We start from the raw sequence: 20951 nt of genomic DNA on the forward strand, positions 1-20951 counted from the left end.
AGATAAGGGTATTCGGGGACGTCGAAATAACAGCCACACCCACAGATGAAAACCCTCAACAGTCAATGTCGCGGCCGGCTCTCTATGGCTCACTCTTGCTCGTTGCTTGAGTCCAAATTGCCTGGCAAGAGCCGGTTGTGGCACCAAATTCCATTACTTTCATAAAGAATGGACATAACAACAACCAGGCGAAGGACGCGCCACAACAATAAAAATAGGCGAACTTGGGGGACCGGGTTCGCCCTTGTTTTCACAAAACATCAAGATAAATGATAGTCTTGTCCATTCCCAAAACCCCAGCACCATCCAGTAATGCAAAGACTCTTTACCAGATTTATCGCTCTACTTGTTTCAGGGATCTGTGGCATCGCTACTGCCCAGACGGACCTAGTTGAAGGCAACAAGGGCAATTGCACATCCTTTGAATGGATAACCGACGTCGATGGCGCAGAAAAAGCTGCCATGGTCGTCACAGCAAATGTGGCTGGCAGAAAGACAAAGCTCCAATTCGATACCGGCTCTGATGTTAGCGGGTTATACCTTGGCGCTTTCAAAGATCTGACCACAAATCGAAATGAGTATGGTTATGACATCACAACCATTGACCTAAAGGTTGGTGAGCTTGACCTTGGCAGGCAGCCATTCCACCGCATGCCATGGCCTACCAGCCTTGTGAGCGGTCGCATTGGTTTACAGGCATTAATTGGAAAAATTATTCGAATTGATTACCCAAACCAGCAGATCTGCCAAATCTCGACGGAACAATTCGAACAGCACCGCCTGCAGATGCACTTGGTCCCGGCTGAAATTCGATCCAGAAAACTGTTCCTGATCTCAAAGCTGGCGGGAGATATTAATGACGACCTTTTTTTCGATACCGGCGCCAGCCTCTATGAACTACTGGTTGATAAAACAAATTGGCAACACCTGACCGGACGTCAGGGGAATGAGTCGGATAACCTGCAAATCAGTGGCTGGTCTCATGATCGAGTGGTAACAACCATCGGGGCACCATTGACCACACAGCTGGCATTTGGCTCATTTGTGGCTGAACAACCAATGGTTCACTTTATTGCAGAACAACCCAAGCGGTTTGAGCACAATGCGATAAAGACCGAAGGACTTATTGGCAATGCGCCCTTCTTTGATGAAGTTGTGGTGATGGACTTGCGGAAAGAAGAAGCCTGGTTTGGCATTCTTAAATGATTAACTCAAAAAACTGAAAAATCTCCCTGTATACACAGTAATGCTGTTCACTTAAGTTATCGGAAGTACTTGTCATCCCCGCGTAGGCGGGGATCCATTTCGAAAAGCACTCGAAATGGTGGATTATCGCCTCCGGCGCTCAATGCTTAGTCCCGCCTACGCGGGAATGACGATATTTCTTAAGTGAACTACATTGCCTGTATACACAGGGGGATTCACTAGCTGGTAACTCTTAGAGAGCAGCCATTACCGTTTCAGCACTGCTGCCACCAAACTCTTTAGTATCGATATTCAGCAGCTCAACCACACCGTCATTCACGATCATGGCAAAGCGCTTGCAGCGTGTACCCATACCAAAACCGGAGGCATCCAGCTCCAGCCCCATTGCCTTGGTCAGCTCGGCATTGCCATCGGCCAGCATCAGGATCTCTTCAGCATTCTGGGACTTGCCCCAGGCATTCATTACAAACACATCGTTTACTGACATACAGGCAATAGTGTCAACGCCCTTGGCCTTAATATCCGGCGCATTAACCACAAAGCCCGGCAGGTGAGCCACATCACAAGTTGGAGTAAAGGCACCGGGTACTGCAAACAGAACCACTTTTTTACCGGCAAAGATTTCGTCGGTGGTGATGTTAGCCGGACCTTCGGCTCCCATTGTTTTCAGGGTAGCGGAAGGAATTTTATCGCCTACTTGAATGCTCATATTGATCTCTCTTGGTTATAAAGGAATTAGTGTTAACAGGCCCTAGCAGGTTGTCGAAAAACGTTATCGAGGCAGCCAATGCAAGGCAAAAACAGGCGAAAGAGCGGAGTTTACATGTAGTAAATGAGCATCTTGAGCCTGTTTTTAACGCCGCAGTGGCAACGCAGGTAGTTTTTCAACAATCTGCTAGAGTTTATTGCCACAGAATTTACAGTGTACTGCATCCCGGTCGTGACCGGATTTTTTACAGCCAGTGCAGCTTCGACCAATACGATCGCGCTGCATCTCGGTCGCCAGTTCGGCGGTCAGAATCCCCGTCGGAATGGCAATAATCGAGTAGCCGGTCAACATTGCTGCGGTTGAGATTACCTGTCCCAGCACAGTGTGAGGAGTAATATCCCCGTAGCCCACGGTCGTGATAGTCACAATGGTCCAATAGATACTTTTGGGGATACTGGTAAAACCGTTATTGGGCCCCTCTACCAGAAACATCAAAGTGCCAAAAATCGTACTAAGTACCAAAACGCCAAAAAAGAAAATTAAAATCTTGCGACGTGATTGATACATGGATCGCAAGAGAATATTCCCTTCCGACATAAAGCGGATCAGACGCAATACCCTGAATATTCGCAACACCCGTAACAGGCGAATCACCAGGAAGGAATTCGCACCTGGATGGACCAACTCAAGGTAGGTAGGCAATATCGACACCAAATCCACAAAGCCGTAAAAACTGAAAATATATTTGAGTGGTCGTGGGGAGCAATAGATACGAGTGAGATATTCAATCGTGAACATCACCGTAAAGCCCCACTCCATGGCGTAGAAAAGGTCGCCATGCTGTTGATTGATTTCATCCACCGAATCCATCATCACCGCTACCACACTGATCAGGATGGCCCAGATCAGAATCATGTCAAAACGCTGGCCAGCGGGAGTATCGGTACCGAAAATAACGGTATTTAGTCGTTGGCGAAGATTGGTGTCAGGCATATCCTTTTCTACTTGGTTATTTTTTATGAATTGTACACTACCACCGTTAAATAGCAGTTAGCAGCCTAAATTTGCCCCCCCCTCTTCGCTCGGTCAAGCGATGACAGAATTACCCAAAGTAGCTCTTTCCGTAGCCTGACAGGTTGCGACGATTTGTGGGTATATGAGGAGCGGCCTGTCAGGATACGGAAAGAGCGGACTCCACTAATGGCAAGTCTGGCGTGTTGGCCCCGCTGACTTTGGGGACAAGAGCACTCCTCATAATACCCACAAATCGTCGCGCTCTTGTCCCCAAAGTCAGCTCATTATGTGCCAGATAAAATGTATAGCTTGATTGAATTGTACCGCTCGCTACTGGACAATTAACCTCCTGGCCCTGTCGACACTAAATCACTTATCTAGATAATCGTTATGAGCAAAAACTCCCGTCTGGTGTACTCCACCGATAAAGGCAGAATCCAAGAGGAAACCGCCTCCCAGCCACGCCCCAAAGGCGATGGCATTGTTCGCATTCATCGTGAAACCAAAGGCCGAAAAGGCAAGGGCGTAATGTTAATCACCGGTCTTGACCTTACCGACGCCGAACTGAAAACCCTGGCCAAACGACTAAAACAACTGTGCGGCACAGGCGGCTCCGTCAAAGATGGCGTAATCGAGATACAGGGTGATGCCCGAGACAAGATCAAGGCAGAGCTGGAAAAAATGGGTCACACTGTCAAAATCGCTGGCGGCTGATAACTGACATAGATAAACAGGCACGATATAACCATGAAACAGATCGCTCCCTACGGCTCCTGGAAGTCCCCCATTACCCCTGAGTTAATTACCCAGGCGGCACCCAGTCTGGATGCTCCACAAACAGATGGCGACTACCTCTACTGGCAGGAGTCCCGCCCCTGGGAGTCTGGCCGAAGCGTGGTTATGCGACGCAATAGCGATGGCATCATTGAGGACGTATTAGCTGCACCACTAAGCGCCCACAGCAAAGTGCACGAATATGGTGGCGGGGCCTGGTTGGTGGCAGAGGGTGTGCTCTACTTCTGTCACGCCGAAGACCAAAGGGTTTATCGGCTGGATTTAAATAGCGACAAATCGGCACCAGCGCCAATGACTCCGGCCAACAGCGCGCAACGGTTCGCCGATTTATGCCTCGATACCACTGGTAATAGCCTGATAGCCGTTTGCGAAGACCACAGCAAAAACGACCATGAGCCCACCAACTCTCTGGTCGCAATTCCGCTGGATGGCTCCCAGCAGATACAAACCCTGGTTTCAGGAGCCGACTTCTACTCCAATCCACGCATCAGCCCGGACGGTAAAAAGCTGAGCTGGCTCTGTTGGTACCACCCACAAATGCCCTGGGATGGCACCGAACTCTGGTTAGCCGACCTGAACAACTCCCTCAGTGAAGCTCGCTGTGTTGCCGGTGGTAAAAAAGAATCTATTTTCGAACCTCAGTGGTCCCCCAACGGCCAACTCTACTTTGTCTCCGATCGCAGCAACTGGTGGAATATCTACAGACTCGAAGCCAATGGAGAAACGACAGCGATCTGCCCCATGGATGCCGAATTCGCCACTCCCCAATGGGTATTTGGCATGTCCACTTACGGCTTTATGGACAGTGAAACTATCGCCTGCTGCTACACCCAGAATGGCCTCTGGCAACTTGCCACCATTGACCTTAACAGCGGGTCCCTGACTGATATACACAGCCCTTACAGCGATATATCCGCCATGCACTGTGCAAAAGGTGAAGCCTATTTTATTGGCGGCTCCTCTAAAACCGCACCCGCCGTCGCTCGCTTAACTAATGGCACCGTAGACGTATGTTATGGCTCAAAAGAGCTTCCATTCGCCAGTGAATACCTCACTACTCCAGAACCCATAAGCTTCCCGAGCGGTAATAACAGCACCGCCCACGCTGTGCTTTATCGCCCCGCCAATTCAGGTTACCAGGCGCCCGAAGGCGAATTGCCCCCCCTGATGGTAATGTGTCATGGCGGCCCAACTGCTGCCACCAGCACTGCACTCAACTTTAAAGCGCAATTCTGGGCCAGCCGCGGGTTTGCAGTGCTGGACGTGAACTACCGCGGCAGTACCGGCTATGGTCGCGAATATCGCGAGGCCCTGAATGGCAACTGGGGAATTGCAGATGTTGAAGATGTCGTAAACGGTGCACAGTTTTTAGCGGATCAGGGCATTGTCGACCGGGAACGCATGGCTATTCGCGGCGGCAGCGCTGGCGGATTTACCGTGCTGGCGGCACTCACCTTTCACGACACCTTTAAAGCCGGTGCCAGCCTGTACGGTATCGGCGATCTGGAACTGCTGGCAGAAGAGACCCACAAATTTGAGTCGCGCTACATTGACTCCATGGTTGGCCCCTACCCGGAAACCAAAGCCACCTACATTGAGCGCTCCCCGATAAACCATATTGACCAACTGGCCAGCCCGGTGATTTTCCTTCAGGGTCTGGACGACAAAGTAGTTCCGCCCTCACAGGCAGAGACCATGATCTCCGCGCTAAACGAAAAACAGATACCGGTGGCCTATGTACCGCTGACTGGAGAAGGCCACGGTTTCCGCAAGGCGGAAAACATTATTCGCGCTTACGATTCCGAGCTTTATTTTTACAGTCGCATTTTTGGGTTTGAACTGGCCGAGCCGGTTGAGCCCATCCACATTGAGAATTTTGCGGAGTAGATAATGGGCCGCTATCGTCCCCCACAACCCAGAAGCGCCCCGTACATCACTGCCGAAGGCGCTGCCCGACTGGAGGCTGAGTTAAAGCAGCTCTGGAAAGTCGAGCGCCCGGAAGTGACTGCCACCGTTCAGGAAGCGGCAAAAAATGGCGATCGCTCGGAGAACGGCGATTACATCTACGGCAAAAAACGCCTGCGTGAAATTGACCGCCGAGTGCGTTATCTGAGCAAGCGTCTTGAACAAGTCACCGTTGTTGATCGTATTCCGGAAAATCAGGACAAGGTATTTTTTGGTGCCTGGGTAACGATCGAGGACGAAGGCGGTATTGAGAAGACCTACCGTATCGTCGGCGCTGATGAACTGGACCCCAAACAAAATTACATCAGTGTAGATTCACCGATGGCAAAGGCACTATTGGGGAAAAATCTGGATGATGAGGTTATCGTACATACTCCCACGGGAGAACAGGAATTGATTATTACTGAAATTCGCTATCAGTAGGCCCACTAAATTTTTACCGACCACTGTCATCCTGAGCGCAGCGAAGGATGACAAATACCCATTATTTAACAGTATTAAAATCCAGCACCCTTTTAATATTGTGCTGCAACTCCGGCACCAGCTCCTCTAAAAACCAGGGATTGCGCTTGAGCCAAAGGCGATTTCGCGGAGAAGGATGCACCAGGGGAAGGAAACCTGACGTCAGATATTCCTGCCAGTGACTCACTCTATCCGTAAGGGTCTGGTGGCCATCTTCAGGCAGGTAATAGCGTTGCGCGTACTGCCCCACAAGAAGAGTCAGCTCTATATTTGGCAGTTGATCTCGCAAGCGTTGATGCCAATGTGGCGCGCACTCCGGGCGCGGTGGTAAATCACCGGAACGCCCTTTACCAGGGTAGCAAAAACCCATTGGCATGATTGCCACCTGTTGTTCATCGTAGAACTGCTCACGAGTAATCCCCATCCATTCACGCAAGTTATCACCGCTGGGATCATTCCAGGGGATACCCGTGTTATGCACCTTGGTTCCCGGAGCTTGCCCGACTATAAGCAGTTTGGCAGAGGAGGAAAGCTGAACCACCGGATTTGGCCCCAGTGGCAAATCAGCGCAATGCTGGCAGGCTCGCACCTCGTCGAGCAGTTGTCGCAGGGGAATGTTTGAACTGGTCACGATTACCTCCAACTCCACAACAGCGCTGCCAATACTACCTGATTGATCCAGATCAATCACTCACCCAGAAAAGCATATATTGTGTTAAAACAAAAATAAAACACAACATATAGTGTTTGTTATGAATTTCAATTACGCTCGATCAGACATCGTGTTCCAGGAAGTGCCAGACCATATCAGCCTGGCTTTCACCATCACCGGCTGCCAGCTTCGCTGCAAGGGCTGTCACAGTGCCGAGACATGGAATGCGAACATTGGCAGGCCACTGACACGAGACAGACTGCTCGAATACCTGAACCGTTATCAGGGGTTCATCAGCTGTGTGCTCTTCTTTGGCGGCGAATGGCAGCCGCAAATACTGAAAGAACACCTGCAACTTATCCGTGAACGCGGTCTGAAAACCTGCCTGTATACCGGCCAACCTAAGGTTGCTGAAGACCTCATTGAACACCTCGATTTTGTCAAAACCGGATCCTGGGACGCCCGTCTGGGAGGGCTTTCGTCGCCTACTACCAACCAGCTTTTTATCGATGTGAAATCTGGACAATCGCTCAACCATAAATTTCAGGAGAGAAATCATGTTAGCGCTCAGTAAACAACACATTCAGGAAAAACTCGACTTCATAACAAGCTATTTCAGTGCCGCCAACGCCGCCGATGGTGCAAAGATGGACGCCAATGCCAATGTGACCCAAAAAAACATTGCCACGCTGGAATCCGAGTTGATGAAGGACTATTTCATCCAGGTAAACCGGGCTTTGATCGCCAATAAAATTTCTTCGCTGTTTGGCGATGATCTGGCCAAAGAATATATCCGCCAGATTGAGGACCATGAAATCTACGTCCATGACGAAACCAGCCTGAAGCCCTACTGCGCCTCAATTACCATGTATCCATTTCTGTTGGATGGCCTCACCAAACTCGGTGGAGAATCCCAGGCACCACAACACCTGGAATCGTTTTGTGGCAGCTTTGTCAATCTGGTATTTGCCATCAGCTCACAGTTTGCCGGGGCGGTCGCAACCGTGGAATTCCTGACCTATTTCGATTATTTCGCGCGGAAAGACTATGGCGAGGAGTACCTTCTTACACACACCAAAGTTATCGAAAATCATCTCCAGCATGTGGTCTACGCTCTTAACCAGCCTGCGGCAGCGAGAGGCTATCAGAGTGTATTCTGGAATATCTCGCTGTACGATAAATATTACTTCGATGCCATGTTCGGTGAATTTGTTTTCCCCGATATGTCGAAGCCAAACTGGCAGACAATCAGTGCCCTGCAAAGTCACTTCCTCAACTGGTTTAATAAAGAGCGCAGTAAAGCTGTACTGACCTTTCCTGTAGTCACTGCAGCAATGCTGACAGAAGACGGAAAAGTAAAAGATCAAGAGTTCGCCACTGTTTGCGCCAAGTCCTTCAGCGAAGGAAGTTCATTTTTTGTCTACCAGTCGGACAAAGCCGATTCGCTGGCCTCCTGCTGTCGCCTGCGCAATGAAATCAGTGACAACACGTTCTCCTACACGCTGGGAGCTGGCGGTGTATCTACCGGTTCAGTCAATGTGATGACGATCAATATGAACCGGCTGATTCAGGATGGCCGAGATGTTTACAGTGAAGTGTGTAAGGTCAACAAATATCAGGTGGCCTACCGCAAGCTGATGGAAGAGTACCAGGCTTACAATGCTCTGACGGTGTACGACGCAGGGTTTATTAGCCTGGACAAGCAGTTTTTGACTGTCGGTGTGAATGGCCTGCCGGAGGCTGCAGAATCCCAGGGGATTACTGTTGGTAACAACACCCAATATAAAGACTTTGTTCAAAACAATCTTCACGAAATCTACAAGGCCAATCGGGATGCTGCTACTGAATTCGGTTACATGTTTAATACCGAATTTGTACCGGCTGAGAATCTGGGTGTCAAAAATGCCAAGTGGGATAAAAAAGACGGCTATAAAGTCAATCGGGACTGTTACAACTCCTACTTCTATCTGGTAGAAGATGACAATATCAACCACCTGGATAAATTTATCCTGCATGGCAAGGAGTTTACCGAGTACCTGGATGGTGGCTCTGCATTGCACTTGAATCTGGAGGAGTCACTGACGCAACAAAATGCACTCAATCTACTCAATGTAGCAGCCCGTGCCGGATGCAACTATTTCTGTATTAACGTCAAAATTACTATCTGTAATGATTGCGAGCATATCGACAAGAGGACATTGCCAGCTTGCTCCCACTGTGGATCTGACGATATAGATTACGGAACCCGGGTTATCGGCTATCTCAAACGTGTCTCAGCTTTCAGTGAAGGTCGCAGAAAAGAACACGCCTTACGCCATTATCACCGCCAGAGCTCAAGTGCTGAAACACCACGAGAAGTGGCCTGATTAAAAAGTCAGGCTGTCTCCAGAAGCCGGTTTCTGGAGACAGCCTCTCTGTTTTACTCAGATAGACCTGTTAATTAGTGTCTGTCCGGAAACATTGCTAAAAGTACAAAGCGTCATTCCCGCGAAAGCGGGAATCCAGGTTTTTCGAAGGAAATAGCTTAATGGATTCCCGCCTTCGCGGGAATGGCGTCAGTTTCCGAATGTGCACTAATTAGGGCCTGCCTGCCGAAAAATCACGGGAATTATTCCGTTCACAATATCGGGAGAACTGCGTCAATGGCCATTCGGCCCATACCGGCAAGCTGGTCAACTCAATGTCGTCAATCAGGTTTTTGATGGCAAGCCCCAGCTCGGTATCACCTCGTATTACCAGCCTTCTCCTGAAAAACAAGGTGTCCGGATCTATCAGCTTGCAGGCTAGTTGCGCTAAATCTGAAGATTCAGCAGAAAATTGAACATCGTAGTTTTTTTGGTTGCTGCACCGTATCTGGCTGTTATCTACAGTAAAAGCCACCTCTAATTCAGCATCCGTTACCTGCAGGGAAAACCATTTCCCTTCCAGAAAAGCCATCTCTCCACGATTAAGCGGCTGCTTCAAAACGTGATTTATTAACTCTTCGATACATTTTATCCGCACAGTGGTTGGCACTCTTGCAACAACTTTTGCAGTAAAACCCGGCAGATTTCGCAACGGTAGCTCCCACATAAATACCCCTTACTGATTTTCAAAGGAATATCTTCTCCCGATGACTTCCACAAAACCAGCAACTGCTCCAAATGTTTTTTGTCTCTATGACTTATGGAGTAAATCGCTAACTCTTAATGTGAATATTCCGGAAAGGTTCGCTGTGGCAGCATAAAAAGTATTGTCGTTACAACCTGGAAATACCGTTATGGAGTTACTGTGCCCCGCTGGAAATCTAGCATCATTAAAGGCAAGTGTTGATGCGGGAGCCGATGCAGTTTATCTGGGTATGAAGGACGACACTAATGCCCGTCATTTTTGCGGCCTTAACTTTACTCCTGAAAAATTGTGTGAAGGCATTCGTTACGTACATCAGCGAAACCGAAAAGTGTATTTAGCAATAAATACCTTTGCCACCACATCAGGCTGGGGAAAATGGCAAGCTGCTGCTGACCAGGCTGCCAACTCTGGCATTGATGCCGTAATCGCATCGGATATCGCTGTGCTGGATTATCTTCATCGGACACACCCTCAGTTACCCGTTCACCTTTCTGTCCAGGCATCCGCCACAAACGCTGGGGCAATTGCGTTCTACCATGAGCAGTTCAATATTCGGCGTGTGGTACTGCCTCGGGTATTGTCGCTGCATCAGGTCAAACAGTTGGCTAAAGTCAGCCCGGTTCCGGTCGAAGTTTTTGGTTTTGGTAGCCTTTGCATTATGGCGGAAGGACGCTGTTACCTTTCGTCTTATATGACCGGTGAATCCCCTAACAATGCCGGTGTCTGCTCGCCGGCTAAATTTGTCTCCTGGGAAGATGACCCTGAGGGAAACCTGAAATCCAGACTCAACGATGTATTGATTGATTCCTTCTCAAAAGATGAATCCGCCGGATATCCAACCCTGTGTAAAGGGCGTTTTGAAGTAGGAGAAGAGCTTTATCACGTGATGGAAGAACCTACCAGCCTGAATACTATGGATATTCTGCCTGAGCTACGCGAATGCGGTGTTGCATCCATTAAAATTGAAGGTCGCCAGCGCAGTCCGGCCTATGCAAAACAGGTAACACAAATCTGGCGTCAGGCGATCGACGCTTGCCTTAGGGACAAATCCCCGGAAATAGATCCTGCCATGCACCAGGCCCTGTCCAATCTATCTGAAGGTAGCCAGACCTCTTTGGGCGCACTTCATAAATCCTGGAAATAGGTATAACCATGAAAGTCTCTCTTGGCCCTTTACTCTACTTCTGGGCGAAAAAAGATGTTGATTCGCTTTACGAGCAGGTTGCCGACAGCAACATCGATATTGTCTATCTGGGTGAAACGGTGTGCAGTAAACGCCGTGAGCTACGCCTTAAGGATTGGGTTGCATTGGGACAGCGTCTGGCAGCAGCCGGTAAACAGGTTGTGCTCTCCAGCATGACACTGCTGGAGGCTCCCTCTGAACTCAATGAGCTTAATCGCATCTGCGACAATGGTGAATTTCTGGTTGAAGCCAATGATATGAGCGCTGTCCACTGGCTGACAAAACATCAACTGCCTTTTGTAATAGGGCCAGCCATCAACTGTTACAGCGCACGCGCCCTCAGTCTTTTACTGGATTTGGGGGCTATACGCTGGATTCCTCCGGTGGAGACCTCACAGCAATCCCTGCACGACATTCTCACTGATCCAGCCATTGCCAGTCGGCGAGATACATTTGAAGTTGAGGTTTTCAGCTACGGTTACCTGCCACTCTCCTATTCAGCACGTTGTTTTACCGCGCGCTCGCTGGATCGCCGTAAAAATGATTGCGGGCTCTGTTGTATGGACTACCCGGAGGGTCGGGAAGTAAACAGTCAGGAGGGGCAACCGCTATTTCGCCTGAATGGAATCCAGATGCAGTCGCAATATCAATACGACTTGCGTCAGGATATCGCATCGCTAAATTCACTGGCCGATATTGCCAGAATCAGTATCTCGAAACTGGAAGATTTAGCTGTTATCGAAAACTTCAGGGCTGCGCTAAACACCAATGATCACTTACCAATCTGGTCTGATCGCCGCTGCAATGGCTATTGGCACGCAACAGTTGGCATGGATCAGATTAATAAGTAATCGGGCTCTACAATACCTCCAAGTAAGTAGCCTCACTACCCAGTTATAACCGCCGAATGAATTACTGAGCTCCTATAATGGCAATCTGTATTTGCCAGAGGACTCACCATGATTTCAATGTTCCAGGATTTGCTAGACATGACTTCTGAACAGCCCGAGCCCCAGCGCCTGCTGTTTTTGTTTGCATCAACTGACATTACCCGCAAATCCCGAAAACAGGATGAAAAAAGCGGAACTATTACACCTACTATGGTGGTGGATAAGTTGCCTTCCGAAATCACCGGCTTTGACGAATTGGTTAAAGAAGCAGACAGCATTAATAAGGAATGGGACTTTGTTTTTATTGCCGCATTAAGTGGCGAAAATAACAAAGCTCCAAGCAGTGAGGATGCTGAGGTGTATCTGAATAGAATGACTAATGACGTAGCCTCTGGAAATAACATTCACCGCTACGTTGTGTTTGACCGCAACCAGAATCCGATTGAGATAATGCCGCACTAGTGCGGCATTCTTTTTTACCGATCTGTTTTCTTCCCGGTAATCATGTAGGGTGCGCCATTCGCACCACCTGTAGAACTTTTTAATACCAGGCAAACGCTCAAAAGTATTTAGCAAGCCCGCTCTTTCCCTGACCTGACAGGCCACTCCTCATATAACTGACAAATCGTCGTAACCTGTCAGGTCAGGGAAAGAGCTACTTTCGATATAAGTGTCATCCTGAACGCAGTGAAGGATCTCATACTCAATACTGCAAAAGAGATCCTTCGCTACGCTCAGGATGACAGTGGGGAAAGCGCTCAGGGTGACTGTCACATAACGAATCAAAAACTTTCGCTAGTTTCAGATTTAACCCGGTCCACCATCAGTACGTTGCTTACAAAGAATTGGTGTATATCGCAGCAGAAAAAGCCCAAATCCCACACTCCAGAAAATGACTGCCAGGGTGAGCACCAGGGTGTAGTCGTTAAGCAACGCCTGACCAAATACGCGTATCAACATCGCCAGAGTAATACTCAGGAAGGCCATGCCCATCAGCCAGTCGGTAACGATCATTCTGCCAGTATGGCCAAGTGACACACGGGATATCATCGCCAGGATCATTCCCCCCATGGCACCTACTGTAATGACATGAATAGCTTGCGAAGTGGTAATACCCACACCAAGCTTTGCCATACCAAGCGCAACCAATCCGAGTGCCAGGCTCCAGTAACTCAGGTGCAGCGACCAAACCAGAGGCACACGAAATGTTACCCATATGCGCCAGCGCAGTGCTCGAGCAGCATTGCTGAGCCCCGCAATAAAATAGATTGTGGCGGCCAGCTCTGATGACACCGCAGGCAGAACCAAAGTAATCAGTACACTTAAAACCACACTACCAATTGACAGTTTTTCCAGCCAGGGAATGGGATCAACTTTTGGAGTGCGAGTACCATTGGCGGTAAACATTGGGAACACCCGCCCCCCCATAACGCACATAACCAGTGTCATGACCATTACAACGGCATAATTTATGGTCGACAAATATTGATAATTGTTGGCTAAGACCATCCAGTGCATTGCCATATTCAACAGCGTCATCACCAACAGGATTGGACCAAAAAACAGGTTGCGCCACTGTTTGACACGAATAACCGGGCGCATCAACACTACTGCAGCAAGTGGCAAAAATATCAGGTCTGTCAAAACAACAAGCCAAATTGGTACGCTTGTCGAAAACACCATGAGTGCTCGAGGCAACAGCCAAGTGAGCACCAAACCTATTAACCACCAACCCTTAATTCCCGGCTGCTTTGTCCATGTCTGCACGGCTGTCAGCAAAAAACCGGTAACTATTGCGACACCAAACCCGAATAGCATTTCGTGGCTGTGCCACCACAAACCGCCACCGTAAAGGGCGATACTGGTATCGCCTCGCAATACCGCAATCCATATCCACAGACTGAGCACACTGAATGCGCTGCCAAGCAAAAACATTGGGCGGAATGCGAGCCGAAATAGCGGACATTTGAAGTCTGCAGACTGCTCCTTGGAAATATCACCAGTAGGTAAAATCAGCATAGAACTAGGCCAAAGTAAGTAACATGTTATCGATCTCATCCTGGGGAATCAGGCGGTCGCATTGAAAATAGAGAATCTTTTCTTCCTTCATATTGTGTTCACCAAGCAATTGCAACAGCGACTCAACAGGGGTGAGGCACTCCTCGCCTTCAGCAATAGCCATATCTATCTCTTCAAGCAGTGATTTGATTCGCACATGCTCGTGCACCATAACCTTTGTTGGCCCTGCATTGAACATACCTGTGGCTGACTCAAAGCGGGGAAATAACAGCTCCTCCTCCCATTCAATATGGCGAATAAGCCCTTCTTTGAATTTACGGAAATAGGCAATCGCTTTTGATGGATTTTCAGGAATAGTCTTTTGAAAAGCAGCAAATAAGCTATCAAGTCTATCGTGGTCTGCACTGAAAAAATTCGAAATTACACTTGGCATAACAAACTCTCAACTAGAGGAAAACAGAATCATTACGATGATTAACATCAAGATCCAAAACCCGAACATCACCTGCCAGAACAAAACTCCCCGACTTTGTTCGATTTTGGGATCGTCCCGCAAAAACTCGGGATTGGGGGCAGTTAGATCACCAACAAACTCTTTCAGGCTTTGGTAACGGTAGCCGAGGTCGAGGCTCGTACCTTTTTCCAGCGCACGGTCGAACCACACAGGTATGTGCGGATTAAATTCATAAGCATTTCGATATCGAAGCCGATCAAAATCCATTGGTGTACGGCACTGTTCAATCGCCTCGCCGAAGGGCAGCTTGCCAGTAAACAGCTCATAGGTGATGGCCGCCAATGCATAGATATCACCTTGAACACCACTGTTCTTCCCCATCAGGTAGTGCGGGTCCGAGTAACTGGCTGTACCCAAAGCCCCCTGATGTTCCAGAGGCACAAAAATCTCGGCCACACCGGCAACAAAAACAGAACCAAAATCGATAACTTTTACGTTCAGGTCTTCATCCACCAGTATATTGGCGGGCTTCAAATCCTGGTGAATCGTATCATTGGCGTGCAGCGCCTCCAGTGCCAGGGCAATTTTTTTCACTATTTCGATAGCTACTTTCGGCTTTGGCTGCGGATTTTTTGCCATCCACTTATCAAGGCCAATGCCCGGAATATACTCCATCAGATAGTAGAGGAAATTTCGCGGCCGTGTCTGCTCGATAATCCTGCCAACATAAGGGCTGTTTATTCGTTTTCCGATCCACTCTTCCTGTATGAACCGGTCAATATAACTGGCATCGTCCTGATAATTGATGGATGGTGTTTTCATCACCATCTGCTGTCCAGACTCTTCATCGGTCACTAAATAGAGCTGACTTCGACTACTGGCAAATATCTCTCTTTCAACTATAAAACCATCCAAATTCATACCTGCGTCAAGCGGCGGCGGAAACGGCAAACGAACCAGACGACTGTTGAAATCGTTGCGGGTTTCCTTAGGTAAGGTCACCACACGTATTACCACGCAGCTGATGTTGTCGTCGCTGCCACTTTCCAGGGCTGTATTTACCAGTTTATTGGCAACATCCTGTGCGGATAAGTCACAGCTGAGCATATTGACCATCTCGCCGCGAGACACAAAGTCGTGCAGGCCATCGGTCGTAAGCAGAAAGAGATCTCCCGGTAAAATTTCGCTTTGGCAGTAATCAATCTGCAGATTGTTATCCATGCCAACAGCCCGCGCCAGAATTGCCCTTCCTTTGCCAACGTTAACTGTGTGATCACGGGTTAACTGGCTCAGCTCTCCATCACGAAGTCGATAGATGCGGGAGTCTCCTGCATGAAAAACATGTGCTGTGCAGGATTTAATGACCAACCCGGAGAATGTGCATAAAAAGCCCTTTTCTTCCTGTTTGAAAGCGTGGCTTTTTTTGAACAGTTTAAGATTGATAGTGGTAAGCGTTTTTTGCCCAGCGTGACTGACTGACCAGGTGTCCGGGGTTTTATAGTATTCATCGACAAAGGTTTTAATGCAGTATTGACTGGCCTCACGACCAGCCTCGGCACTACTGACACCATCAGCAATTACTGCACAGGCACCTTTGCTGTTTAGCTTGTATGAGTGATCCGGGACAACGCAGTCAGCGTCATCCTCATTGATCTGCTTAATGCCTGCAGAACTTGTAACCCCGGTATCTAACCTCAGGGTATCGGATTGTTCAAAGATCACATCACTCATGACTCTGGACCTGTTTTCTGCTGATGATTCAAACGGCACTTCCATGTGCCGAGTCATCAATTGCAGTCCGTGTATTTTCCAGATATCAGGTTACATCAATCAGGAATACCTTGCCGTCGGCATCGACCTCTGCAATTTGGCCCTTGGGCTCTTCCAATAACCAGCAGGCAAAGAAGATAACCAGCGCGGATACCGCAATCACCATGAAGAAAGTACTGTAATCAACAAAGGATAGTACTGTCAGGTAGGTCACCGCACCAACGTTGCCGTAAGCACCGGCCATACCGGCTATCTGGCCTGTCATACGCCGTTTCACCAAAGGAACTACGGCAAATACAGCGCCCTCACCTGCTTGTACAAAGAAGGAGCAGGCCATGGTGGCGATAACCGCAGCAGGAATCCACCAGCTGCCGTCTATCTGGCTCAACATAAAGTAGCCAAGAGACAATCCACCGATCAGTGTCATCAAGCTGCGACGACGACCCATGTTGTCAGAAAACCAACCGCCTGTTGGTCTGGCAACCAGGTTCATGAAGGCGAAACCGGATGCCAGCAAGCCAGCTTTAACCGGGTCGAGACCATCAAAGGTTTCCAGGAAAAACAGCGGCAGCATGGATACAACAGCCAACTCGGAGCCGAAGGTCACAAAATAGGCCAGACTCAAAATCGCCACTTGCTTGAACTTGTATTTTTCCAGTTCAGGCACACCATGTTTGAGGTTTTCGTGGTTGACCTTATAAATCTGGTTGGTTTGAACGAAAAACAGTCCAACTAATACCACCCAGAGAATATACATCGTTTGCTCAGTGAACAGGTTTACGCCCGCAGGAGACAGTTTCCACGCCAGTACGCCGAGTGCCAGATACATTGGCACATTGGTAAGGATGTAGAGAACAAAGTCTTTTTTACTGGTAACTTCCAGCCCACCGGATTTTTTCGGTTTAAAGTAAGTTGACCCCTTGGGTGTATTGCGAGCCTGTGTGTAGTAAAACAGTCCGTATACCCCGGCTATTACACCAGTCAAACCCAGAGCGTAACGCCAGCCATCATCACCACCAAATAGCAGTGCCAGGGTAGGCAGTGACATAGCACCTGCAGCGGAGCCAAAGTTACCCCAACCACCATAGATTCCTTCGGCTATACCCACATTCTTGGCAGGGAACCATTCGCCAACCATTCGAATGCCAATCACAAAACCTGCACCGACAAATCCAAGCATGAATCGAAATAATGCCAGTGCCTCATAAGAGGTCGCCATGGCAAAACCGACACAGATAAACGCCGAAATGATCAGCAATCCACTGTAAACATGGCGAGGCCCGTATTTGTCTACCAGAATCCCTATCACGATACGTGCAGGGATAGTTAAAGCCACATTAAGAATCAATAATGCTTTGACCTGCTGGGATGACAGATCAAACGCTTCCTTGATAAATACCATAAGAGGCGCGTGGCTAAACCAGACTACAAACGTCAAGAAAAATGCTACCCATGTAATGTGCAGCGTCTTGATCTTTGGGTCGCTAATTTTAAACAGGTTGAGCTTACTGTCGTTAGACATGAGCTGGCTCCTCACAAGGTTAATTTTTTTCAGAAGCCATATTCGCACCTTTTCATATTCGGGTTTAGATGCCAAAAATTGTCAAAACCGACTATCTCTCACTTTATGGGTAGGTTCGAAAAACACCTGAAACTCGCCTGTTTTCTGGACCACCTACCTACTAAGAGGTATCTCCGGTTACAGCTCGGAATTTTTTCGAGTATTTGTAGATATGGCAGGTATATCCAGATATCGATATAGTCGTCTTATCCTATTGCCCTGCTAAAAGGTCTGTAACGATGAAACCCTCTGTGGAAAATCGAGCATTACTGATAGCAACCATTGCCTTTGCGGTGAACTTTTCAGTCTGGACGCTTTACGCGGTAATGGGCATTGAGCTGAAAAACAGCTTGAACCTCTCGGCAACTGAATTTGGACTGCTTTTAGCTGCCCCTATGTTCACAGGAGCCATCCTGCGACTTCCCCTGGGCATTTTGTGTGAGCGCTACTCCAGTCGATCGTTGTTTATCTGGCAGATGCTATTTCTGGTGCCACCGCTCTATTTTCTCGGCGAAGTAAGTACTTTTCAGGGCTATGTGCTGATGGGGCTACTCACCGGTGTAAGTGGTGTGTCATTCACCATAGGAATTCGCTACGTCACTGACTGGTTTACAAGCCGCGATCAAGGCACGGCCATGGGAGTATTTGGTGCCGGTAACGCGGGGGCAGCATTGAGCCTTATCTGTGTTCCCTACATTATTGATACCTGGGGTTGGGCTGCCATAGGGCCGGTCTATGCATTGGCTGTTTTAGCAACGTTGTTACTGTTTATCTGGATCGCCCCCAAATTACCTTCCACACAAAAAACCAATCAGCCAACGCCTTCCCTTCGAACTCAACTCCACTCTTTACTGGAAGCAAAAGTCTGGCGTTTTGGCCTGTACTACTACTTTGTATTCGGCAGCTTTCTGGCCCTGTTATTGTGGTTGCCACAGTATTTTGTGAATGCTTATGGATTAATGCTTAACCAGGCTATGGCTCTGACCCTGCTGTTTGTGATCAGCTCCAGCATGGCACGTGCAGCAGGTGGATGGTTTGCCGACCGCTACGGTGCCCGAGCGGTTAACTGGAGTGTATTCTGGGTTTGCCTGGTGTGTCTGTTTTTCCTGAGTTATCCCCCCACTACCATGACCATTCACGGCGTTAGCAAAGATGTCGAACTAAGCATCGAACTGAATATCTGGGTGTTTATGGCACTACTGCTGGTTGTGGGGCTGGCACAGGGATTTGGTCGAGCCAGCGTTTACAAGATCATCAATGATTATTACCCCAACCAGATGGGCAGCGTAGGCGGTATGGTCGCCATGCTGGGTGCACTTGGCGGTTGTACACTTCCCATTTTATTCGGTGCCGCCGTCGATTTAATCGGGGTTTACAGCGCCTGCTTTATGCTTTTATACGGCGTTCTTGCCTGTTGCATGATGTTAATGCATATCGCTATCAAGCGAGAGAAATACAAGCAGCGATTAAAATTTGCTGTAGAAAATAATTTTCTCAATGAAGGCTGATCAGATATCGTGCCAGACATGGATTGGGTATTGCTTACTGTGACACGCCGTCAACCCATCCATGGGGGCTCGAGGCCAGCATCTGACTGCCATGGAGGGTGGAAATGTCGGTTTTGCAGGAGCAAAAACCGACCGTGCTGGCCACGGTCACAGCAAGCAATACCCAATCCATGTTCATCAAGCTTGTGTGACAGCAATGATTCGCTGTATTCATTTTTACTATACCCTTGCCATATACCTCCAACATCCCCCAAAGAGTACCACCTCCACCTCCGATGGGAGAGCATCGATTCAATAGGAGTAGTTTCCTGTTTTTATAAAATAAAAGCGGTATTTTGGTGTCAGCAATCAAAACAAGGATCATCCTATGAAAAACGTACTGGCACTCTGTATTGGTTCAATCATAAGCGCTGGCCTGGCTGCTCCTGCAGTCGCAGATAATGGATTACAGGAAGATTTTAAAAAGGCTATAGACGGCAGTAAAACCGACCTGAATTTTCGATATCGCTACGAGTTTGTGGATCAGGATGGTATGGCTAAGGACGCAAATGCATCAACACTGCGTACCCGGCTCACTTACCAAAGCGGAGCATTTAAAGGCTTCAGTCTGAAACTGGAAGCCGATAATGTCAGTGAGGCTGGCAGCGATAACTACAACAGCACGGTAAATGGCAACGCTAGCTATCCGGTTGTCGCTGATCCTACTGGCACCGAATTAAACCAGGCATTTATCAGTTATAAGAACGACGGGCTAACACTATCCGCAGGTCGGCAGCGCATCAACCATAACGACCAGCGTTTTGTAGGTGGTGTAGGCTGGCGTCAGAATGAGCAAACGTTCGATGGTTATCGCTTTGAATATGCCAGCGGAGATTTTTCTGCGGATTACGCCTACGTCTACAACGTTAACCGTATCTTTGGCGAAGACAGCACCAGTGGCGACCTCCATGGCGACATTCACCTGCTGAACAGCAACTATAAGCTGGCCGATAACCAAAAGCTTACCGGCTATTTCTACGATATGGATTTTGACAGTGCAGCGGCGCTCTCCAATCACACCGTAGGTCTTGCATATGACGGTACTTTTGGAAATACAAAACTTCATGCGGCTTACGCCAGGCAGAATGAAACCGGCGAAAATCCGGTAGATTACAACGCTGTTTACTACGCAATCGAAGCCGCTAAGCAAGCAGGAAAAGTCAACATTGCTTTGGGATACGAGTCTCTGGGTAGCGATAACGGTGTGGGCTTTACAACACCTCTGGCAACTCTGCACAAGTTTCAGGGCTTTGTAGACAAATTCCTGAACACGCCAGCCAATGGTGTTGAAGACCTGTACCTGAAACTCTCCGGGAAACTTGGCAAGCTGGCCCTGTCAGCCACGTGGCATGATTTACAAGCAGAGACAGGCAATCAGGATTACGGCACCGAGCTGGATCTGGTAGCGACCTACCCGCTGGCCGAAAAAGTATCGCTGCAGTTCAAATACGCCGATTACAACGCCGATGGCCTGGCAACAGATACCAAAAAATTCTGGACCATGCTGACTATGGCTTTCTAAAGCTCGTCGACACCATAACTATAGGAATGACCTATCCCCTTCTTCGCCGGCCTGCTCAGGCCGGCTTTTTTGTACCTCCAATAGGGTATTC

General features: G+C 48.5%; 19 protein-coding genes. 11 read left to right on the forward strand and 8 right to left on the reverse strand.

Annotation, left to right across the window (positions count from 1 at the left end; genetic code table 11):
• Window positions 1-312: 312 nt before the first annotated feature.
• A complete protein-coding gene (locus QP938_09740) occupies window positions 313-1206 on the forward strand; it encodes a hypothetical protein (GenBank protein WIO73574.1) in 894 nt (297 codons plus the stop codon).
• A 232-nt stretch (window positions 1207-1438) separates the two neighbouring features.
• On the opposite strand, the gene QP938_09745 is transcribed toward QP938_09740, so the two are convergent.
• Complete coding sequence (locus QP938_09745) at window positions 1439-1915, reverse strand: peroxiredoxin (protein WIO73575.1); 477 nt, start codon at window positions 1913-1915, stop codon at window positions 1439-1441.
• Window positions 1916-2101: 186 nt separating this feature from the next.
• Window positions 2102-2908 carry an ion transporter gene (locus QP938_09750; GenBank protein ID WIO73576.1) on the reverse strand — a complete coding sequence of 269 codons (807 nt, stop codon included), beginning with the start codon at window positions 2906-2908 and terminating at the stop codon, window positions 2102-2104.
• Window positions 2909-3319: 411 nt separating this feature from the next.
• Here QP938_09750 and yciH point away from each other — a divergent pair, with 411 nt between their 5' ends.
• From yciH to greB, 3 genes are read left to right on the forward strand one after another with little or no spacing between them, the layout of a single operon-like run.
• The gene (gene yciH, locus QP938_09755; GenBank protein WIO73577.1) at window positions 3320-3643 is read left to right on the forward strand and encodes a stress response translation initiation inhibitor YciH; all 324 of its coding nucleotides are present in this window, start codon (window positions 3320-3322) and stop codon (window positions 3641-3643) included.
• Window positions 3644-3676: 33 nt separating this feature from the next.
• Window positions 3677-5611, forward strand: a complete 1935-nt coding sequence (locus QP938_09760) for a S9 family peptidase (GenBank protein WIO73578.1) — start codon at window positions 3677-3679, stop codon at window positions 5609-5611.
• 3 nt (window positions 5612-5614) lie between these two features.
• Entirely contained in the window at window positions 5615-6112 is a 498-nt protein-coding gene (greB, locus tag QP938_09765; protein WIO73579.1) for a transcription elongation factor GreB, read from the forward strand.
• 61 nt (window positions 6113-6173) lie between these two features.
• Here the strand turns inward: greB and QP938_09770 are convergent, their stop codons facing one another.
• Window positions 6174-6782, reverse strand: coding sequence for a uracil-DNA glycosylase family protein (locus tag QP938_09770; GenBank protein ID WIO73580.1), 609 nt, complete (start codon window positions 6780-6782; stop codon window positions 6174-6176).
• 121 nt (window positions 6783-6903) lie between these two features.
• Here QP938_09770 and nrdG point away from each other — a divergent pair, with 121 nt between their 5' ends.
• Entirely contained in the window at window positions 6904-7377 is a 474-nt protein-coding gene (gene nrdG / locus QP938_09775) for an anaerobic ribonucleoside-triphosphate reductase activating protein (GenBank protein WIO73581.1), read from the forward strand.
• The gene (gene nrdD, locus QP938_09780; protein WIO73582.1) at window positions 7361-9169 is read left to right on the forward strand and encodes an anaerobic ribonucleoside-triphosphate reductase; all 1809 of its coding nucleotides are present in this window, start codon (window positions 7361-7363) and stop codon (window positions 9167-9169) included. Before nrdG ends, nrdD begins: the two co-directional genes overlap by 17 nt.
• Window positions 9170-9380: 211 nt before the next feature.
• Here nrdD and QP938_09785 read toward each other — a convergent pair whose 3' ends face one another.
• Complete coding sequence (locus QP938_09785) at window positions 9381-9740, reverse strand: SCP2 sterol-binding domain-containing protein (GenBank protein WIO75652.1); 360 nt, start codon at window positions 9738-9740, stop codon at window positions 9381-9383.
• A 322-nt stretch (window positions 9741-10062) separates the two neighbouring features.
• Here QP938_09785 and QP938_09790 point away from each other — a divergent pair, with 322 nt between their 5' ends.
• The 3 genes from QP938_09790 to QP938_09800 all read left to right on the forward strand — a co-directional run bounded on the left by QP938_09790 (window position 10063) and on the right by QP938_09800 (window position 12449).
• Window positions 10063-11058, forward strand: a complete 996-nt coding sequence (locus QP938_09790; GenBank protein ID WIO73583.1) for a peptidase U32 family protein — start codon at window positions 10063-10065, stop codon at window positions 11056-11058.
• Between the two features lie 8 nt (window positions 11059-11066).
• On the forward strand, window positions 11067-11948 hold the full coding sequence (locus QP938_09795; protein WIO73584.1) for a U32 family peptidase: 882 nt from the start codon (window positions 11067-11069) through the stop codon (window positions 11946-11948).
• Window positions 11949-12056: 108 nt separating this feature from the next.
• Complete coding sequence (locus QP938_09800) at window positions 12057-12449, forward strand: ribonucleotide reductase subunit alpha (GenBank protein ID WIO73585.1); 393 nt, start codon at window positions 12057-12059, stop codon at window positions 12447-12449.
• Window positions 12450-12794: 345 nt separating this feature from the next.
• Here the strand turns inward: QP938_09800 and QP938_09805 are convergent, their stop codons facing one another.
• From QP938_09805 to QP938_09820, 4 genes are read right to left on the reverse strand one after another with little or no spacing between them, the layout of a single operon-like run.
• Window positions 12795-14006 (reverse strand): NnrS family protein, encoded by a 1212-nt coding sequence (locus QP938_09805; protein ID WIO73586.1) that lies wholly within the window; start codon window positions 14004-14006, stop codon window positions 12795-12797.
• A gap of 4 nt (window positions 14007-14010) precedes the next feature.
• Window positions 14011-14439, reverse strand: a complete 429-nt coding sequence (locus QP938_09810) for a hemerythrin domain-containing protein (GenBank protein WIO73587.1) — start codon at window positions 14437-14439, stop codon at window positions 14011-14013.
• A gap of 9 nt (window positions 14440-14448) precedes the next feature.
• On the reverse strand, window positions 14449-16248 hold the full coding sequence (locus tag QP938_09815; GenBank protein WIO73588.1) for a protein kinase: 1800 nt from the start codon (window positions 16246-16248) through the stop codon (window positions 14449-14451).
• 28 nt (window positions 16249-16276) lie between these two features.
• Window positions 16277-17752, reverse strand: coding sequence for a NarK family nitrate/nitrite MFS transporter (locus QP938_09820; GenBank protein WIO73589.1), 1476 nt, complete (start codon window positions 17750-17752; stop codon window positions 16277-16279).
• Window positions 17753-18030: 278 nt separating this feature from the next.
• On the opposite strand from QP938_09820, the gene QP938_09825 reads away from it, so the two are divergent.
• Together QP938_09825 and QP938_09830 are read left to right on the forward strand one after the other, a co-directional pair.
• Window positions 18031-19299, forward strand: coding sequence for a nitrate/nitrite transporter (locus tag QP938_09825; GenBank protein WIO73590.1), 1269 nt, complete (start codon window positions 18031-18033; stop codon window positions 19297-19299).
• Between the two features lie 367 nt (window positions 19300-19666).
• Window positions 19667-20860, forward strand: coding sequence for an alginate export family protein (locus QP938_09830; protein WIO73591.1), 1194 nt, complete (start codon window positions 19667-19669; stop codon window positions 20858-20860).
• Window positions 20861-20951 lie beyond the last annotated feature (91 nt).

Source organism: Porticoccaceae bacterium LTM1, from assembly GCA_030252795.1.
Lineage (GTDB): Bacteria > Pseudomonadota > Gammaproteobacteria > Pseudomonadales > Porticoccaceae > SCSIO-12696.

What these genes read in the sequence shown, in the direction of transcription:
- QP938_09800 (WIO73585.1), top strand. Translation starts at nt 12,057, where the DNA reads ATGATTTCAATGTTCCAGGATTTGCTAGACATGACTTCTGAACAGCCC.
- QP938_09785 (WIO75652.1), bottom strand. Translation starts at nt 9,740, where the DNA reads ATGGCTTTTCTGGAAGGGAAATGGTTTTCCCTGCAGGTAACGGATGCT.
- QP938_09825 (WIO73590.1), top strand. Translation starts at nt 18,031, where the DNA reads ATGAAACCCTCTGTGGAAAATCGAGCATTACTGATAGCAACCATTGCC.
- QP938_09830 (WIO73591.1), top strand. Translation starts at nt 19,667, where the DNA reads ATGAAAAACGTACTGGCACTCTGTATTGGTTCAATCATAAGCGCTGGC.
- nrdD (WIO73582.1), top strand. Translation starts at nt 7,361, where the DNA reads ATGTTAGCGCTCAGTAAACAACACATTCAGGAAAAACTCGACTTCATA.
- QP938_09820 (WIO73589.1), bottom strand. Translation starts at nt 17,752, where the DNA reads ATGTCTAACGACAGTAAGCTCAACCTGTTTAAAATTAGCGACCCAAAG.
- yciH (WIO73577.1), top strand. Translation starts at nt 3,320, where the DNA reads ATGAGCAAAAACTCCCGTCTGGTGTACTCCACCGATAAAGGCAGAATC.
- QP938_09760 (WIO73578.1), top strand. Translation starts at nt 3,677, where the DNA reads ATGAAACAGATCGCTCCCTACGGCTCCTGGAAGTCCCCCATTACCCCT.
- QP938_09745 (WIO73575.1), bottom strand. Translation starts at nt 1,915, where the DNA reads ATGAGCATTCAAGTAGGCGATAAAATTCCTTCCGCTACCCTGAAAACA.
- nrdG (WIO73581.1), top strand. Translation starts at nt 6,904, where the DNA reads ATGAATTTCAATTACGCTCGATCAGACATCGTGTTCCAGGAAGTGCCA.
- QP938_09750 (WIO73576.1), bottom strand. Translation starts at nt 2,908, where the DNA reads ATGCCTGACACCAATCTTCGCCAACGACTAAATACCGTTATTTTCGGT.
- QP938_09740 (WIO73574.1), top strand. Translation starts at nt 313, where the DNA reads ATGCAAAGACTCTTTACCAGATTTATCGCTCTACTTGTTTCAGGGATC.
- greB (WIO73579.1), top strand. Translation starts at nt 5,615, where the DNA reads ATGGGCCGCTATCGTCCCCCACAACCCAGAAGCGCCCCGTACATCACT.
- QP938_09815 (WIO73588.1), bottom strand. Translation starts at nt 16,248, where the DNA reads ATGACTCGGCACATGGAAGTGCCGTTTGAATCATCAGCAGAAAACAGG.
- QP938_09795 (WIO73584.1), top strand. Translation starts at nt 11,067, where the DNA reads ATGAAAGTCTCTCTTGGCCCTTTACTCTACTTCTGGGCGAAAAAAGAT.
- QP938_09810 (WIO73587.1), bottom strand. Translation starts at nt 14,439, where the DNA reads ATGCCAAGTGTAATTTCGAATTTTTTCAGTGCAGACCACGATAGACTT.
- QP938_09805 (WIO73586.1), bottom strand. Translation starts at nt 14,006, where the DNA reads ATGCTGATTTTACCTACTGGTGATATTTCCAAGGAGCAGTCTGCAGAC.
- QP938_09790 (WIO73583.1), top strand. Translation starts at nt 10,063, where the DNA reads ATGGAGTTACTGTGCCCCGCTGGAAATCTAGCATCATTAAAGGCAAGT.